The sequence below is a fragment of the Herbaspirillum sp. WGmk3 genome (genome assembly GCF_023952535.1).
GTDB lineage: Bacteria > Pseudomonadota > Gammaproteobacteria > Burkholderiales > Burkholderiaceae_D > Herbaspirillum > Herbaspirillum huttiense.
On record NZ_JAKYWT010000007.1, the window covers coordinates 82,615 to 100,935 of the forward strand.

Here is an 18,321-nt window from a genome sequence, read left to right on the forward strand (position 1 = left end):
CGCCATTCAATGCCGTTGCCGACGATCAGCTGTAAAAACACCCGCACAGCAAGCTTTTCCTGGTCGACAAGCGCCTTGATCCACGAACACTTTTGTTTTACCCACAGCCGGTAGCGGTCCTGATGGCCTGCAAACCAAGCCGCGTCGCGTGCGAAAGCTCGCGCGCTTAGGCTTTAAATCTAAGCTGTTTATAAAATTAGTAGTGATGGTTAACGTCAGTCTTGCGTTGTGGATAACCTTGTTTACGTGTGAAAAATCAGCTGTTTACGAAAAGGACAACGCCTTGGGCAAGGTCTGTATGAAGTCATAACCGATCTTGGATAAAAATCCGCCTTTGGATAACTTTTTGACTTTTCCCCAAACGATGAAAAAGTTATTCAGAACTTTATCCACAGGCTGAGCGGAAATTGATGGATTCGCGTCGTGAAGGCAGGGAATTTCGGGATGTCACCGATTTCAGGCAATTCGACCCCGATTTAAGTCCTTGGCATGGGGGAAACAGGGGGCAGGAAGGGGGATTTCGGGAAATTTGCCCACAGGTGAAAAAAGCCAACAGCAGCCAAGGCGCATCGCGACTCATCCGAAATTACACAAAAAGCCAGCGGGCCAGGAAAGTTATCCCCTGGCCCGCCGGCTTTTTTCATGGTGTTTTGAGGCTGCCTATTTTTTAGGCGTCGACTTCAACGGCAGGGATTTTCCCGGTGGCGGGGCCTGCGGCGCCTTCTTCACTTCCTCCAGCAGCTGGCCACATTCGGCCTTCTGATCACCATCGATATTGATGAGGGGCAGAATGGCCGTTACCGGTGCCAGCAGGCCGAGCGCCACCGCACCGCCAGCACGCAGTGCCAGCACACCCTTGTTCACGCCGACATCCGGATTCTTGAAGCTGCCCTTCACGTACAGCGGCGAGCGCAGCGAGATGATGCGCAAGCCCTTGCTGCGTGGATGGACGTTCAGGTCCAGCTGTTCGTGCTTCATGTCGATGCTGCCATCGACCACGATCAGGGCGTCTTCGGTGTCCAGCAGCAGGGTCTTCACATTCATGACGCCATCGCGCACCGGCAAGTCGCCGGCCAGGCAATTGAGCCTGACCTCCTTGTCGCCAAACAGCTTGCTGATGACCACGTTGCCCACGTTCAGGCCCGCCGCTTCCAGCAGGAATTTGCTGATCGCCCCTTGGTTGACCAAAGTCTTCACTTCGCCATTGGCCGAGCCCAGCATGGCGGCGACCGAATTGCCCGTCGCGCTGAGCCTCGCATCGCCGTTGATCTCGCCAAAGCTGGTGCGCGAGGCATCGAGCTGGGGATAGAGTTTCTGAATCTTCAGCTTGCGTGCAGAAAGCTTCATCTCGGACTTCATGCGTGCCGCCTGCCCATCCAGCCGGATGGTGGAGGTCAGGTTACCGCCGGCCACGCCGAAATTGAGGGGATCGAGCGTCAGCACCTTGTCCTTGAGGATCAGATGCGCCTGCAGGTCGCTGATGGGCAGTCCCTGCTGGCGCGTGATGCTTTTGCCGGTGAAGCGCACATCCGCATCCAGTGCGCCCCAGGCATCGGTACTGAAGGTCTTGACCGGCAACACCTTGTCGCCGGGCTGGCGCTCCTCGGCACCGCGCTGGGCTTTCTCCGCATTGGAGTCGGCACCGATCAGTGGCGCCAGATCATCAAAGCGCAGCACGTTGGAGGTCAGCGCTCCGGTCAGTTGCGGGCGTGCGCCCCCGGTCAGGTAGTCCAGGCTGCCGTTGAGATCGCTGTCGCCGACCTTGCCGCTGAAGTCCTGGTAATGCCACTCGCTGCGATCCGGGGAGATCTTGCCGATCAGGCGGCCCTCGGTGGCGAAGGGCGGCGTTTCCGGCAGCAGCACGCCGGTCAGGGGATAGAGATTGCCCATGCTGGCCCCGGCAATCGACAGCCGCAGGTCCAGCGCGGCCAGTTCGGCCGGCTTGGTCAGGGTGCCGCGCACGCCGATGGCGGTCTTGCCGACCTTCACCTGGGCTTGCAGCGGATACGGTTGCTGCTGGTCCTGCAATGACAGCACGCCGCCGGCCTTGCCTTCACCTGCAACCGGCGCGCCGTTGAAACTGCCGGTCAGCTTCCAGCCCAAGCCATAGACCTTTTCCTTGTCGGGATCGAGGGTGTCGATGTCGGCCTTGATGTTGATCTTTTGCACAGCGTCGTTGAGGGCCAGCTTGCCCTGGCGGAGGCTGATGCGGCCCAGCTGCAGCTGCCAGGCCGATGGAGTGCTGCTATCGGTCTTGAAGGTCCAGTTGTTCACAGCCTCGCGGTTGCGCAGCAGAGAAACTGAAGGATCCTGCACTTCCAGCGACGGCAGGGAAATCTTGTGCACAAGCAGCGGCAAGGGATTGAGCGTGAAAGTGACTTGTCGCACTGTCGCCATCTGGCCTGAGGACGCGAACGCTGCCGGATTGCCCAGGCGCAGATTCTCCGCCTGCAAGCGCGGCCACGGCACCCAGCGCGCCCAGAAGCCGGCCGGCGGCGTGGTCGGCTCAGGCCGTTGCCAGTGCAGGGAGAGATTGCCGTCGATGGAGAATTCGCGCCCGGTGGCGGCCGAGACGCGGGTATTGATCCAGGGCTTGGCCCGGTTCCAGTCGAAGGTAAGAATGAAAATGACCGCGGCGGCGATCACGAGGACGAGGCTGGCAAGCAGCCAAAGGAGGATTCTGGTCAGGCGCGGCATCGGGTCGGCTTCCCTGGTTGGGGTTATCAACAGGCACCGATGCACGCGGACGGGGGCTTTCCGGGCGCCTGTCTCCTGGATGCCTGTGGATGAGTCAGATCGGGAAAGCCGTTGTCCGCACGCGCTGCATCAGCGCTTCATGTTGATACGACCGAATTCGTCATGGGTTGTTGCAGACAAGTGCGCACGCAGCCACTTGTGGGCGGGATTGCGGGCGTCCCGTTCATGCCAGAGCATGTCCACGTGCTCTTCCGGGGTCTGGAAGGGCAATTCCTTCACCACCAGCGCCTCGGCCATGCCGGTGGCCGCTACCAGGTGACGCGGCAGCACGGTGATGAGCTCGGAGCTGGCCACGATGCGCCCGGCCGTGAAGAACTGGTTCACCGTCAACAGGATCTTGCGCTCGCGGTTCATGCCCGCCAGCACGTCATCGATGACGGCATGGGGTTTGCCGGACAGGCTCACCAGCAGGTGATCGGCGCTGCAGTAGCTATCCAGCGTCAGCGGCTGCCCGGCCAGCGGGTGGTTCTTGTGCATCACGCAGACGTACTGCCCGGTGTAGAGCCGCGCATGGCTGATCTGGCTCTTGGCCATGCCTTGGCCATCGGCCAGCTGCGCGGTCACGCCGGGGAAGAAGCCGACGGCCAGGTCGATGTCCCCGCGCAGCAGCATGGCGCGCGGGTCGCGGGTGGTCAGCGGCATCATGCGGATCTTGATGCGCGGGGCGTCGCGCATGATGGTGCGCACCAGCGAAGGCAGCCACAGCGCGGCCGTGGCATCCACCATGGCCATGCGGAAGGTGTTCTGGGCACGCGAGATGTCGAAGCTTTCCGGCGCAATCACCGCTTCCAGCTCGGACAGCGCCCGGCGCACGGTCGGCCACAGTTCTTCAGCGCGCGGCGTGGGCTTGACGCCGTGGGCGGTGCGGATCACCAGGTCATCGTTGAGGGTGTCGCGCAGGCGGCGTAGCGCATTGGAGACAGCCGGCTGCGTCATGGCCAGCAAATTGGCGGCGCGCGTGAGGTTCTGCTCGGTCATGACGGCGTCGAATACGCGCAACAGGTTCAGGTCCAGGGTGAGAAAGCTCATAGGGCGGGCCTTTGCGGCGGTAAGGAGAGGCAGTATGGACGCCGGTGATCGCCGGCAGAAAGATTATTCACAGATTATATAACTGATATCCGAAACGGAAAGTGGGCAAACAAATGTGAGTTCACTACACTGCAATGCAACATAACACACAACGTCAAGGATCGAATCATGGCAACCATCGCACAAAGCACCAACAGCACCTTCAAGAGCAAGTTCGCCGCCGTCATGCGCAACATCTTCATCCACTTCGTCAAGGCCCACGAGCTGCAAGCCGTTGCTCTGGTCGCCGCCGAACAGGATCGCGCTACCGGTGCCCGCCAGCTGAACCGCATGGCCGACAAGTTCGAAGCCACCCAGCCGAACCTGGCTGCTGAACTGCGCTTCATCGCTTCGCGCGGTTAATCGAAGGTTTCTGCTTCACCAGATTCAAGTTTTACCGGTCGCGCATGACTTCTGCGTGACCTTGGCATCAGCCCCGAGCGGCCGATGCCGGTAGTGAAGGATTTCGGTAGTTCCCGGCGCGTACGGCGCTTATGTTGACGCTGATTCGATCAACGCGTCAGGACACCGATCCGTTGTCTCCTCCTCCCTCTTTAGGAAGGATTAACCCCGCAGGCTCAGCCTGTGGGGTTTTTTTTCGTGGGTCGGCTACGAGCCCCTCCGGCGGGCTTCCTGCCTTTGCAGGCTTCATTTCCGGATGGCCGGATGTGAGCGTTTAGCCCGATTTCCCCATGCCAGATATTCAGCGCGTACGGGCTTGGCGTCAAACGGCGTTGTAAATCCGCATCGGTTCCGTCAAGAAAGGTGTGCCGAAGCGACTGCATCGGCGGCCCATGACCGGCTTGTCTCCCGCTTGAAGCGGGTTCCAGGACGATATGAAGCATTGGGGGCGCTGGAACCGCTTTATTCACAAACGCTATAACTGATATGAGAACTCTAAAGTAGTCATACAGGGGCCCAACCATCATACTGCGACGCAACAACAGTGAACTTGAATGCCGCGCAATCGTGTCGCGGCCTGATTATCAGAGGTAGAAATATCATGTCCTTCCTGAACCTGGCCTTTCCCGCAGAAGCAGCCCTGCCCTTCGCGCAGTCCTTCTTTGGTTTGATCGCGGCTTATGTCCGTCCGGCGCTGGGTCTGGGGGCACTGGTGACCCTGGCGATGGTGTTCAAGCCGCTGATCCTGGGACTGGCGCAAGCCGCGGTGCTGCTGGTCAAGCCGCGCAAGTCGCTGGAGCAACGCATCCTGGCGCACAAGTTCAGCGGCAAGATGATGCTGAACCGCATGGCCAATGAATACAGCCTGTCCCAACCGAGTTTTGCCGCCGAACTGCGCAACATGGCCGCGCGTGACTGATCCAGTCCCCGCCTGACCGTAGTTCGAGGCCCACCGGCTTCTGGTCGTGTAGTAGAAGTTTTGTAGGTCGTACTGTGTCTCCTCCTCCCTCTTTAGGAAGGATTAGCCCCGCCAGCGCAAGCTCGCGGGGCTTTTTTTTGTCCACAGCCCGCGTCATGGCCGGCGGCAATCGTGATAACTTGTTCATCTGACTATCATCACAGCCTCACCGCAAGACATCATGTGCCAGCTTCTCGGAATGAACTGCAACACCCCCACCGATATCGTCTTCAGCTTCACCGGCTTTGCCACCCGTGGCGGGCTGACCGATCATCATCGCGATGGCTGGGGGATCGCCTTCTTCGAGGGCTCCGGGGTGCGCACCTTCGTGGATCACCAGGCCGCCGTGGAGTCGCCGGTGGCCGAGCTGATCAAGCGCTATCCGATCAAGTCGCAGCATGTCATCGCTCATATCCGCAAGGCCACGCAAGGCCGCGTCACGCTGGCCAACTGCCATCCCTTCGTGCGCGAGCTGTGGGGCCGCTATTGGGTATTTGCCCACAATGGTGACCTGAAAAACTTCACCCCCACGCTGGACGGCCCTTTCCGGCCGGTCGGTACCACCGATAGTGAACTGGCCTTCTGCTTCATCCTGCAGGAGATGCGCAAGCGCTTCGGCGACACCCTGCCCTTGCTGGCCGACCTGCGCGTGGCGCTGCGCGAGATCGTCGACGGCATCGCCAGCCATGGCACCTTCAACATGCTGCTCTCGGATGGCTCGGCGCTTTATACCCACTGCTCCACGAATCTCTATTACATCGTCCGCCAGCATCCCTTTGCCAAGGCCAAGCTGTCCGACGAGGACCTCTCGGTCGACTTTTCCGAAGTCACCACCACCAATGACCGGGTGGCCGTGATCGTCACCCAGCCGCTGACCGACAATGAAGTCTGGACCCAATATCAGACTGGTGAAATGAAGGTCTTTGTCGATGGTGCCGTGGTCGACTGAGGCCGGCCTTTTTGTTTTATCCACAGCCGGTTTTTTCCTTCAGTTCATGTTGCCCACAGGGGAAATCGGGGACAGAATTCGTCCCGATTTCCGGTTTTGCACAGGCTGTTACAAAAAACCTCGTCCCCAAAGATGAGCTTGTCTTGTCCACAAGCGCGTTACTCTGTCCCCCTATCACCCGCCCCTCAAGCGCCTTTGCGTGAATGCCATGAAGACGGCTGCTGCGCAGCCTGTGGATAGATGAAGTTTTTCAGGGTTTTTTGCCGGTTCGCCTGTGGATAACTTAAGTTTACCGGAGTAAAATGCGTCCCTCGTTTCGCGCCCGGACGACTTCGTCCACAGGCCCGTCCTTTGGACGCGGCAGTCGGGCGCCGCAATCATCCGACAAGAAAGCTTCATGGAAAACTTCTGGCAGGCCTGCTCCCACAAACTTGAGCAGGAGCTGACGCCTCAGCAATACAGCGCCTGGATCAAGCCGCTGGTCCCGCTCGACTTCGAGGACGGGCTGCTTCGCATCGCCGCGCCCAACCGCTTCAAGCTGGACTGGGTCAAGACGCAGTTCGCCAACCGCATCACGGCGCTGGCCTGCGAGTTCTGGGACGCGCCCACCGAAGTGCAGTTCGTGCTGGACCCGCGCGGCAACCAGGGCCGCCGCCCGGCCGCCAATGCGCAAGCCAATGGCGGTGGCGCCAGCGGCCTGGGTTTGCCCAACCACGAGCAGCTGCACCTGGATCCGGAACCGGCCCAGCCGGTGCGCGCGGTCGCCCCGCGTCAGGAACAGTCGCGCATCAACCCGGTGCTGACCTTCGACAACCTGGTGACCGGTAAGGCCAACCAGCTGGCGCGCGCAGCGGCCACCCAGGTGGCCAACAACCCCGGCACGTCCTACAACCCGCTGTTCCTGTACGGCGGCGTGGGTCTGGGTAAAACCCACATCATCCACGCCATCGGCAACCAGGTGCTTGTGGATAACCCCGGCGCCAAGATCCGCTACATCCACGCCGAGCAATACGTGCGCGACGTGGTGACGGCCTACCAGCGCAAGGGCTTTGACGATTTCAAGCGCTACTACCACTCGCTGGACCTGCTGCTGATCGACGATATTCAATTCTTCGGTGGCAAGAGCCGCACCCAGGAAGAATTCTTCTACGCCTTCGAAGCCCTGATTGCGGCCAAGAAGCAGATCATCATCACCAGTGATACCTATCCCAAGGAAATCAGCGGCATGGATGACCGCCTGATCTCCCGCTTCGACTCCGGCCTGACGGTGGCCATCGAGCCGCCCGAGCTGGAGATGCGGGTGGCGATTTTGATGAAGAAAGCTTCCGCCGAAGACGTGGTGCTGTCCGACGATGTCGCCTTCTTCGTGGCCAAGCACCTGCGCTCCAACGTGCGCGAGCTCGAAGGCGCGCTGCGCAAGATCCTGGCCTACTCCCGTTTCCACGGCAAGGACATCACCATCGACGTGGTCAAGGAAGCCCTGAAAGACCTGCTCTCGGTGCAGAACCGCCAGATCTCGGTGGAAAACATCCAGAAGACCGTGGCCGATTTCTTCAACATCAAGGTCGCGGACATGTATTCCAAGAAGCGCCCGGCCAACATCGCCCGTCCGCGCCAGATCGCCATGTACCTGGCCAAGGAGCTGACCCAGAAGAGCCTGCCGGAAATCGGCGACCTCTTTGGCGGGCGCGACCACACCACCGTGCTGCACGCGGTGCGCAAGATCGCCGCCGACCGCGCCAAGAGCCCGGAATGCAACCACGAGCTGCACGTGCTGGAACAGACCCTGAAGGGTTGATCCGCTCAACACGCCACAGGCGCCAAAACACCTGTGGATAAATCGACATGCCGCCCGCTTCCAGCGTGAACCGGGCGGCATTTCTTTTCCACAGGGCATGGCGGAAGAGCGCAGGTGTATTTCGCCAAAATCCCCTGTGGATAATTGAAAAAAGCCGCCTTCGGCGGCATATGAAAGAAAAGACAACACGGCCTGTTGCCCATCCTTTTTTCCCTTCCAACGCCCTCGCCTGCCCCCTGCCGCACTACTCTGAAGAGGGGATGATTGGTACAATGGAAGGCGTTATTTCGCAGGCGGACGCAAGGGCCGGCCTTGGAGCAGGAAATCCGCGAAGTATCACGGAAACATCGAATAAAACCCCGGCAAGTTCCGGTAAAAGTATTCAAATGTTCCAAACGTATAGCCAAGTGGTTCTGGCTGCCCGGGTTTGTCAGGCGCAGATGGACAATGCCGGGTCGCTGTATCACCAGCTCTTCGGGAACGGGTATCGGACCGGCAGCGGCCGGTCATGCACAAGCAGGAGCGTTGCGTATTTCAGGAAGTGAGTTCAGCAGTGCGTGAGGCAGGTTGCACTGCAGGCAGCAGCTGTTTTTCACCAGAGGAGGAACACGCGCGACATGGGCATGACTGAACGCCGGCCAACGGCGCCCTTTAAACCACTATTAGCAAGGACAAACTGACTATGCAATTGGTTAAAACCCAACGAGACACGCTCCTGCGTCCTCTGCAGATCGTGAGTGGTATTGTCGAGCGTCGGCACACATTGCCGATTCTGGCCAATATTCTCATTCGCAAGGACGGCGAGAAGGTGTCTTTCCTGTCCACCGACATCGAAGTGCAGATCACCACGCACGCCGACGTCGGTTCGGGTAGCGAGTCCACGGCCACCACGGTCGCGGCCCGCAAGCTGCTCGACATCCTGCGCGCTCTGCCGGATTCCGGCGAAGTGTCGGTCTCCCTCTCCAACAAGCGTCTGACCGTGCAATCCGGCAAGTCCCGCTTTGCCCTGCAGACGCTGGCCGCCGAAGAATTCCCGACGGTGGCCCAGGCCGAGCACTACAACGCCCAGGTCAACCTGCCGCAGAAGACCCTGAAGCACCTGTTCAACATGGTTCACTTCGCCATGGCCCAGCAGGACATCCGCTACTACCTGAACGGCCTGTTGCTGGTAGTGGAAGGCAAGAACGTCATTGCGGTCGCCACCGACGGCCACCGCCTGGCCTTCTGCCAGGTCGAGACCGAGCAGGACTTCCCGCGCCAGGAAGTCATCATCCCGCGCAAGACCATCATCGAGCTGCAACGCCTGCTCGACGACAGCGATGATGAAGTGCAGCTGCAGATCGCCAACAACCAGGTCAAGCTGACCTTTGCCGACATCGAGCTGATTTCCAAGCTGGTCGAAGGCAAGTTCCCCGACTACACCCGCGTGGTGCCCAAGGGCTACAAGAACAGCTTCACCATCAGCCGTGACCAGCTGCTGCGCTCGCTGCAACGCGCGGCCATCATGACCAGCGACAAGTTCAAGGGCGTGCGCTGGGTGATCGCCCCTGGCAGCCTGAAGATCAGCTCCACCAATGCCGACCAGGAAGAAGCGGTCGAAGAACTGGAAATCGACTACGGCGGCGACACCGTCGACATCGGTTTCAACGTCAGCTATCTGCTGGACGTGCTCAACAACCTCAAGAACGACTACGTCAACATCGCCCTGGGCGATGCCAACTCGTCGGCCCTGATCACCATCCCTGACAACGCCGACTTCAAGTACGTCGTCATGCCGATGCGGATCTGAGCAAACCCGCTCCACGCGCACGAGGGGCCGTCCCAGACGGCCCCTCGGTTGCTTTTAAGAATTCCAAAGATTCATCCCCAGAATTCCGTTTTTTGCAGCTCCCTAGTCGTTTGGCTAGCATTTTCAGAAGGTAACCATGTCCTCCAGCCCCGCAGACAACACCAATTCCGCGCAACAAAGCTATGGCGCTTCTTCCATCCAGATCCTGGAAGGCCTGGAGGCGGTGCGCAAGCGTCCCGGCATGTACATTGGCGACACCTCTGACGGCACCGGCCTGCACCACCTGGTGTTCGAAGTGCTGGACAACTCGATCGACGAAGCTCTGGCCGGCTACTGCAGCGAGATCCACGTCACCATCCACGCCGACAACTCCATCTCGATCACCGACAACGGCCGCGGCATCCCCACCGGCCTCAAGATGGACGACAAGCACGAACCCAAGCGTTCGGCGGCCGAGATCGTGATGACCGAACTGCACGCCGGCGGCAAGTTCGACCAGAACTCTTACAAGGTCTCCGGCGGCCTGCACGGCGTGGGCGTGTCCTGCGTGAATGCCCTGTCGAAGAAGCTGAAGCTGACCATCCGCCGCGACGGCAAGGTCCACGCGATGGAATTCGCCAAGGGCATCGTGCAGAACCGCGAACTGGAGATGGTGGATGGCGTGCAGGTGTCGCCGATCAAGGTCGTGGGTGAATCCGACAAGCGCGGCACCGAAGTCCACTTCTGGGCCGACGAAGAAATCTTCACCCACGTCGAATTCCACTACGAGATCCTGGCCAAGCGTATCCGCGAATTGTCCTTCCTGAACAATGGCGTTCATATCAAGCTGACCGACCAGCGTACCGGCAAGGAAGAGGACTTCGCCTTCGAAGGCGGCACGCGCGGCTTCGTGGAATACATCAACAAGAACAAGAGCATCCTGAACCCGACCATTTTCCAGGCCACCGGCGAGAAGCAATCCGACCAGGGTACGCTGGTGTCGGTGGACGTGTCGATGCAATGGAACGATGCCTTCAACGAGCAGGTGCTCTGCTTCACCAACAACATCCCGCAGCGTGATGGCGGCACCCACCTGACCGGCCTGCGTGCGGCCATGACCCGCGTCATCAACAAGTACATCGAAGAAAACGATCTCGCCAAGAAGGCCAAGGTCGAGATCTCCGGCGACGACATGCGCGAAGGCCTGACCTGCGTGCTGTCGGTGAAGGTACCGGAACCGAAGTTCAGCTCGCAGACCAAGGACAAGCTGGTCTCCAGCGAAGTGCGCGGCCCGGTGGAAGAAATCGTCGCCAAGACCCTGACCGACTTCCTGGCCGAGAAGCCGAACGATGCCAAGATCATCTGCGGCAAGATCGTCGAAGCCGCGCGCGCCCGGGAGGCTGCGCGCAAGGCGCGCGAACTGACGCGCCGCAAGGGTGTGATGGATGGTTTGGGTTTGTCTTCCAAGCTGGCTGATTGCCAGGAACGCGACCCGGCGCTGTGCGAGCTGTACATCGTCGAGGGTGACTCCGCAGGCGGCTCGGCCAAGCAAGGGCGTGATCGCAAGTTCCAGGCCATCCTGCCGCTGCGCGGCAAGGTGCTGAACGTGGAGAAGGCGCGCTTCGAGAAGATGCTTTCTTCCGAGCAGATCACGACGCTCATCGCCACCCTGGGCACCAGCATCGGTGCTGACGAATTCAATCCGGACAAGCTGCGTTACCACCGCATCATCATCATGACCGATGCGGACGTCGACGGCGCCCACATCCGCACGCTGCTGCTGACGCTCTTCTATCGTCAGATGCCGGCGCTGGTCGAACGCGGCCACATCTACATCGCCCAGCCGCCGCTGTACAAGGTCAAGGCGGGCAAGGACGAGCGCTACCTGAAGGACGACTTCGAGGAAGCGCAGTACATGATGCAGATCGCCCTGAACGATGCCGAGATCAAGCCTTCTGAAGGTGCTGCGCCGATCAGCGGCGAGGCGCTGGTGGAACTGGCACGCCAGTACAACACGGCCAACGCGATCATCATGCGCCTGTCGCGCGCCATCGATGAATCGGCGCTGAACGCCATCATGACCGGCGGCGTGGCCCTGAAGATGGACAACATCGAGCAGGCCACCGCTACCGCGGAAGAACTGAAGAAGGCCATCAACGACATCAACATCGACGTGCAGGCGCGCGTGGATGAGCATAGCGAGAAGGTGGCGCTGCATATCCATCGTCGCCAGCATGGCAACATCAAGGCGACCGTGATCGATGCGGACTTCGTGAGCGGCCCGGATTACCAGCAGCTGTCGACGGCGGCCGAGACCTTCAAGGGACTCATCGGCAAGGGTGCCATCGTGGCACGCGGCCAGGGCGAGAAGCGCAAGGAATCGGTCATCACTGAATTCCGCCAGGCCATGTCGTGGCTGCGTGATGAGGCCGAGCGCGGCGTGAACAAGCAGCGTTACAAAGGCCTGGGCGAGATGAATCCTGAGCAGCTGTGGGAAACCACCATGGATCCGACCGTGCGCCGTTTGCTGAAGGTGCAGATCGAGGATGCGATTGCTGCGGATCAGATCTTCATGACCTTGATGGGCGATGATGTGGAGCCGCGTCGGGCGTTTATTGAATCGAATGCGTTGCAGGCGGGGAATATTGACGTTTGATTCGCTGTTGTAGGTTTTCATAGAAGCAGAAGAATTTCTCACAAAAGTGAAAAATTATTTTCAGACTTAATGAAAACATCCTGCTTAAAAAACCAACCTCAATCGCTTGGCTGTTTACTTAGATTCGACCCATTCTAAAGCAGATTGATACTTTCAGACGATGGATTGAATGACCGATGGTAGCAGCCATCTTAAGTGGTTGCTAAATCGTCGGATGAGTGAAAACCTGTGCCACGATAAATGCAAAAGCCAACCTTCGGGTTGGCTTTTGCATTTGGGGGCCGGTGAAACAATATGGTCGCTTAGAAAGCAAATTGGCAATGGTGCGTTAAGGGCTGTCTATCCTTTTATCGGCGTCGCCTTGCACTGCGCTGGAAAAAAATGTTCTCAAAACGGTATGCTGTAGTTAAAACTGCATTAACAGACCGTGGTGACACGACAATCGAGGGGAGCAGACGTGGCTGGTCATGAGCAACAGTACCCAAAGGTGAGCGATAGTCAAAAAATCGGCCAAATGGCAAATCAGTGTTTTCAGGCCAATCGACCAACCGAATGGTTACTTGTGTCGATGGATGGCGACACTGACTTCGGTTACGACTTTACGATTCAAATTCCAGAGAACGCCGAGGTCAAATGGACCATTAAAGGGCAGTTAAAAGGTACAACATCTCCCGCGCGAAATACGACCGGCGAATTCATCTCTTTCCAGCTCAAGGCTACTACATTGCGCCTCTACGCCAACACGTCAGAGCCAATACTCCTCGTCCTAGCTGATGTAGGGGTTGCTCCCCGCCCAAAGGACTGCCCGCTTTATTACGTCTGGATTGAAGATGAAATCAGACGTGTGAGAGATGAAAATAGCGGTGAAATACCAGATCAAGCAACCGTTACGATTCGAATCCCGGTCCACCAAATACTCGAGAATGAGACGAATCTTATTTCCGAAATCTCAGCAAAGAATCGAATTACTTTACTTGGAAAAGCGCTCAACGAGATCGTCGAAAAGAAACATCCAGAACTGGATCAAGCAGCACAGCGCGCGCTAACGGAGCAAATTCCATTTGCCTTGCAGCGGCGTTCGGTTGATTTCCTGGATAGTCTTGTTGAGCCGTCAGACACTGTTTGGCCGGAGCCAAAAGTCGGAACTAGATCATGGTTTCTTTCTGAAGCAGAAGTTGCAGTGCGTGCCGGTCGTCTAGTAGAAGCCGCTGATCTATTGGCTCGCGCCAACAGGCATACAGATCAACTGAGTACGCTAGACGAAGCCGAGTTATTGTTCCTTCATGGGAAAATTCTCTCTTTTAGAGATCATCATGAAGAAGCAGCCAAGCACTATTGGAAAGCGCATGAATTAGCACCACGGGCGGCTAAATATCTGGCTGCTTGGGCGGAAATGCAGCTCCGGCTAAGCGAAAGCCCAAATGATGCCCATGATTTCTCGTCCATATTGGCCATGCTGACCGGAAATTCACCATGCATCCTTGCGGTGAAGGTTCGGCTGCTCGCCGCGGAGAAAAAATACGACGATGCACTGGCTGTTGCAGAAACGATGACTGAGGGACGTCACGCGGCAGCTGCAACAGTGAACCTGATGCGTTCCGATTTTGAAGAGGCTCTTGCTATAAGCAATGAAGGACTTGGACAGTCACCTTTGAAAGATCGAGACAGATATATCCTCCTGCTGCTTCGTGCCCGCGCACGGTTTTATATCGGAACAAACTACAAAGGTTGGGCAAATCCCGATGACGTCTATCCAGTCATGGGAACTCTAGACACAGATATTTCCGTTCTTAAATCAGCTTGGGGCGATACGCTCTTGCTTATAGAGCGATATCGTCAAGAGAATTGGCCGCCCAATACAGACTTCATTTCTGATTTATGGTGTTCGATCAGCTGCTTCCTTGGAAAGCAGCGTGAGGCACTTCCCTTATTGAAAGAGGCGGCGAAAGCAAGAAATTCTGTCGACCTGAATTCTGCGTTGGAGATCGTCGCCGGGCTCGCTCATGATTACCAAACCGCACTATCGGCAAATGGACGCTTGCCAGAAAGCAGTACGCAGATACTGAGGAGATTACTACTCCTGTACAGCGCGAATAAGTATTCCGACTACATTGATCTTCTCTCTGCAAAGCTGGATTTGCTTGAAAAATCACATCCGCTATTTGGACCTGCAATGATAATGGGGGCTTCCGCAGCGGAAAAAATTCTTAAGGTTGAAGTGGCAAAAGAATGGATAAACATTCTTTCTACTACACCAGAACTGGCCGAGGACTACGCTGCATATCAGTTCGATTATTCGGTAACAAAACATCCATCATCAAAGCCGAGCGCGATTAATCGGCTACGAGAGGACTATCAGCGATTAGCGCAGCCCGCCTTTCTGGGTATGCATCTCATGCAAGAATTAGATTCAACTGACAAAAATGATGCAGCAGAAATCTGCGAGATTGCAGCGAAGATCGAGACTGAGAAACGTCTTCCTATCGATTGTCGCTTGCAGCTTGCTCAGGCCTACTCCACGCTAGGTGCTTGGGAGACGGTTTTGCAGATTGCGACAAGGGCGCTTGAGCAGAATGAGAGCCACAGCCGCTTCAAAGGAATTAAGGCATTTGCGCTTGATCGCCTTGGAAAGACAGTTGAAGCAAGAGATCTACTTCAACAGTTAATTGAAGAGGGAGAAGAGGATCCATACGCACTAAATGCATATCTCAACATTGTCGGACGTAGCGGATTTATTGATCAAGCAATTGTTCTAGTCGAGAAAATACTTACGCGCGACACCGAGAGATCAAGGCATCTCCAGTGTCTCCAGCTCTTATTCAATCTTCTCTATTATCAAGATCCGTTGCAGCCGCGCGTGTTAGAAGTTCTATGGGCGTTTGGACAAAAAGTGAACCAGAGGGAAGAGAGTGAAGAAGGATCATTTCTGCTGAAGTGGTTCCTAGTGATGCCTGCTGTCACGGATCTCCTCACAGAGGAACAGCGGTCGGAGATACATACGCGCTTTGAGAGATTCTTCGCGGACTTTCCAAGTTCGAAGATTTTTAGACGGGGAGAAATTCCAGACGGCGGAGACCCACATGCGATCTTATCCTCCATCGAAAAGCTAATCGGCGTAACAGCCGAGCAAAAGAACTTCTTCCGCAAAATGGAAAACCAGATGCGTACGGGCGAGATTCCTGTGCCATACGCATGGAGGCCGAGGCAGGTTCTTCAAAATATTCCAGATATCCCGTTCCTCTGGGAAACAGCGAAGCGGTCACGTACGACGGAGAAACAATATCATTTGTCGATGGTAACTAATGATTTCATTCCGACGAAATGGGATGCAATTAAAGGGCGCATTCCACTGCTTGATCTAACGTCGCTGCTAGTCCTTCAGGATCTGGACTTACTAAGAAAGCTCGTCCAACTTTTCCAAAAAGTCGCCATATCTCAAGAGACAATTGCTCTAATCGCGGAACTCGTCCGTCCAATGACAGGAACAGTATTTCGAAAACGTATTGAGCAGCTCCGTGACTTCATAAGAGACAATTTCGAATCAATTGAACAGCCGTCATCATTGATAGATGATGAAGAGCCATATGCCGAGCGTAATCCGGATACGTACGAAATAAAGGCTCTGACCAAATCCGGAAAATATCTTCTTTTCTCTGACGATTGCCTGCAACGAATATATTGCGAAATTCCGGTGCAGTATCAGCCATCAATTTGTACCTTGGATTTTCTTTCAATTATGGAAGAAAAAGGCTTAATGACCGAAAAGGAGGCAGCTCAGAAAATCGCGTTGCTATGCAAATGGAAAGTACATCTGGTGGTGCAGGCAAGGTATTTTATAGCTGCATTACCGAATCAATTTCATGTAATGAAAGACGTACGATCGTCTATCGCAATGCTGTCCGGCGATTCAGATTTTCGTCGTATTTCGGATGCCCTTTGGGATCTCTCTCTGCCCTATAAGGGGCTCTTACAGCATATGGCCTCAATAGCAGCAATGCTTGTGAATCAATACGGATTCAAGTCGTATCAGCTAGCGGCGTATCTAATTTCCTGGACGACTAAGACCATATTAAGAACGGACTCGAAATTGAATAGAACTGGATCATTAATTCAAGCGGTATCACAGACTGCCATTTACCTCGGTGATGCGACGAGCGAGAACATGCCGATTCAAATGAAAGTCTTGGTTGACGCATTTTTGGAAGCGATTGCCTTCGGATACGGAGAGAAGATGGATGAAAAATTAGAGGATGATGCCTTGAGGGAACTCGCAAGCGCATCAGCTAAATCAGACCACTTTCTCCGGCTGGAAGATGAACAAACTCTGAAGACAAAATTCTTGAAAGGAATGACACCTGGGACTCACTATCATCAGGTTTTCCTTGATGCATATAGCTCGACCGTTAAACAAAACCTCAGGATGAGTTGAGAGTAACGAGCCCAAAAGACGTTAAGTTTGACTGCTAGGCCACGGACGACGGTTCGGCGCAGTTCTTCCTGGGCACTGAGGATGGCACAGTCTGGCTGAGCCAGGTCGAACTGGTTGAGCTCTTTCAGGCCTCCACCCCGAACATCAAAATCCATATCAAAAACCGGCTGGATGACGGGGGGCCGGAAGTTCGAACTGTTAAAGATGACTTAATAGTTCAAGCCGAGAGCAGCAGCCAGGTCCGCCGAACGGTCAAGCTCTACACCTCGACTTGATCGTGGCCATTGGCTACCGGGTGAACCAGCCAGGCGGCACCCAGTTCCGCAAGTGGGCCACCACCCACCTCAAGCAAAATCTGATCAAGGGCTTCGTCATGGATGACGAGCGCCTGAAGGGAGTGAGCGCTGAAGTTTCTTTGACGAGATGGTTGAACGCGTCCGTGCTGACCCACTCAACTTGGCACTCACGTCCTGGAAGAGCGGAAGAGTCCGCAAGGGCGATGTGACCTTGGCCAAGAACCATCTGCTACGACCGACACGGCGCGTGTCGATGAGCTCCGATCTATGTGGAAGAGTTTGATCCCCCTCCTGTCGCCAGCATGACTTGGACACTGTCGTCCTGCCTGCGCTCCTTGCTGTTACTTCAGGAGTCCTTCATCACCATCTTTTCCAGATCTTTCATGATGCTTTCCGAACGAGTATTAAACAGGGTTGGATCAGCCAGTTCCGGCATGATCGTAGGATTGCTCATATATACAATGAGCTTGTTATTGTTGACTTGCGTGGTGTCCATCACGGTATCGGGCAAGTTCCGAATCTTGTTCAGATAGCTGGGCAGGTGGTAACACATCCAGGCGGACGACTGCACTAGCTTGGGTTCGGTTCTCGCCATGTAGGTCAGCAGGTAGCCGTGTGCCAGCATCAGATAGCGTTGGCGCATCTGAAGGGAAACATTTTTCAATCCCTGCAATTGCGGACGTACTGCGTCATACCATTGACGCGCGATCATGATGGATTCATTGCGATTGGCGCAGCGTGCGCTGTCGATCTGCAAAGAGAAATAACCGATGATGGCGAACAGGTTGATGGCGTCAATCGCACCGGGATCATTCGTCCGGCGCAGCATGAAAGAATAAAACACCGCGTAACGCGCATCCGGCATATCGGGGCTCTCTGCACGACTCCTGAGCCAGTTCAGCACGTCAATCAGTTCTGCTGGCGTTTTGGCATCGCCCGCAGTGGAGAAAACAAAGCCCTTATGCCATTTCGCTTCTTCCAGATTGAGTTGCTCCACGATGGGAGATGTCGCGGCGAAGACCGAAGTGTTGAGCAGGAGCGTTACCAAAAATATCAGAATTTTATTCATTATCGTTTTTGTGAGATGGGGAAATGCTCGCTCAACCCCCCTTGGTCGAGCCGGTGTATCGAGTGAGATTGTAATGCTCAAGAAGCCGCTGCGCATTACATGGAAATACCAATACATCCACCTCAGCTCAGAAAGCGCCGCATCAAATGACGTTCAACCCCCCCTTATTAC

Annotated in this window: 12 protein-coding genes; 9 read left to right on the plus strand and 3 right to left on the minus strand. The window is 56.2% G+C overall.

The window, feature by feature from the left end:
* Positions 1 to 660: 660 nt before the first annotated feature.
* Complete coding sequence (locus MKD49_RS23205) at positions 661 to 2,697, minus strand: AsmA family protein (RefSeq protein ID WP_252697490.1); 2,037 nt, start codon at positions 2,695 to 2,697, stop codon at positions 661 to 663.
* Between the two features lie 129 nt (positions 2,698 to 2,826).
* Positions 2,827 to 3,786 (minus strand): LysR family transcriptional regulator, encoded by a 960-nt coding sequence (locus MKD49_RS23210; protein WP_034330421.1) that lies wholly within the window; start codon positions 3,784 to 3,786, stop codon positions 2,827 to 2,829.
* A 168-nt stretch (positions 3,787 to 3,954) separates the two neighbouring features.
* Between MKD49_RS23210 and MKD49_RS23215 the strand changes: the two genes are divergently transcribed.
* The 9 genes from MKD49_RS23215 (at position 3,955) to rhuM (ending at position 17,290) form a co-directional block, all read left to right on the plus strand.
* The gene (locus MKD49_RS23215) at positions 3,955 to 4,188 is read left to right on the plus strand and encodes a hypothetical protein (RefSeq protein ID WP_034330420.1); all 234 of its coding nucleotides are present in this window, start codon (positions 3,955 to 3,957) and stop codon (positions 4,186 to 4,188) included.
* A gap of 640 nt (positions 4,189 to 4,828) precedes the next feature.
* Positions 4,829 to 5,146: a hypothetical protein gene (locus MKD49_RS23220; RefSeq protein ID WP_252697491.1), complete on the plus strand. Its 318-nt coding sequence runs from the start codon at positions 4,829 to 4,831 to the stop codon at positions 5,144 to 5,146.
* A 220-nt stretch (positions 5,147 to 5,366) separates the two neighbouring features.
* Entirely contained in the window at positions 5,367 to 6,134 is a 768-nt protein-coding gene (locus tag MKD49_RS23225) for a class II glutamine amidotransferase (protein ID WP_039782910.1), read from the plus strand.
* 397 nt (positions 6,135 to 6,531) lie between these two features.
* On the plus strand, positions 6,532 to 7,932 hold the full coding sequence (gene dnaA, locus MKD49_RS23230) for a chromosomal replication initiator protein DnaA (protein ID WP_039782909.1): 1,401 nt from the start codon (positions 6,532 to 6,534) through the stop codon (positions 7,930 to 7,932).
* Positions 7,933 to 7,979: 47 nt separating this feature from the next.
* Entirely contained in the window at positions 7,980 to 8,477 is a 498-nt protein-coding gene (locus MKD49_RS23235; RefSeq protein ID WP_252697492.1) for a hypothetical protein, read from the plus strand.
* A 137-nt stretch (positions 8,478 to 8,614) separates the two neighbouring features.
* Entirely contained in the window at positions 8,615 to 9,721 is a 1,107-nt protein-coding gene (dnaN, locus tag MKD49_RS23240; RefSeq protein WP_039782907.1) for a DNA polymerase III subunit beta, read from the plus strand.
* 136 nt (positions 9,722 to 9,857) lie between these two features.
* Positions 9,858 to 12,356, plus strand: coding sequence for a DNA topoisomerase (ATP-hydrolyzing) subunit B (gene gyrB / locus MKD49_RS23245; protein ID WP_121037393.1), 2,499 nt, complete (start codon positions 9,858 to 9,860; stop codon positions 12,354 to 12,356).
* A 457-nt stretch (positions 12,357 to 12,813) separates the two neighbouring features.
* Positions 12,814 to 16,785, plus strand: a complete 3,972-nt coding sequence (locus tag MKD49_RS23250) for a DUF4365 domain-containing protein (RefSeq protein WP_252697493.1) — start codon at positions 12,814 to 12,816, stop codon at positions 16,783 to 16,785.
* A 295-nt stretch (positions 16,786 to 17,080) separates the two neighbouring features.
* Positions 17,081 to 17,290, plus strand: coding sequence for a RhuM family protein (gene rhuM / locus MKD49_RS23255; RefSeq protein ID WP_252697553.1), 210 nt, complete (start codon positions 17,081 to 17,083; stop codon positions 17,288 to 17,290).
* A gap of 137 nt (positions 17,291 to 17,427) precedes the next feature.
* On the opposite strand, the gene MKD49_RS23260 is transcribed toward rhuM, so the two are convergent.
* A complete protein-coding gene (locus MKD49_RS23260) occupies positions 17,428 to 18,150 on the minus strand; it encodes a hypothetical protein (protein WP_252697494.1) in 723 nt (240 codons plus the stop codon).
* Positions 18,151 to 18,321 lie beyond the last annotated feature (171 nt).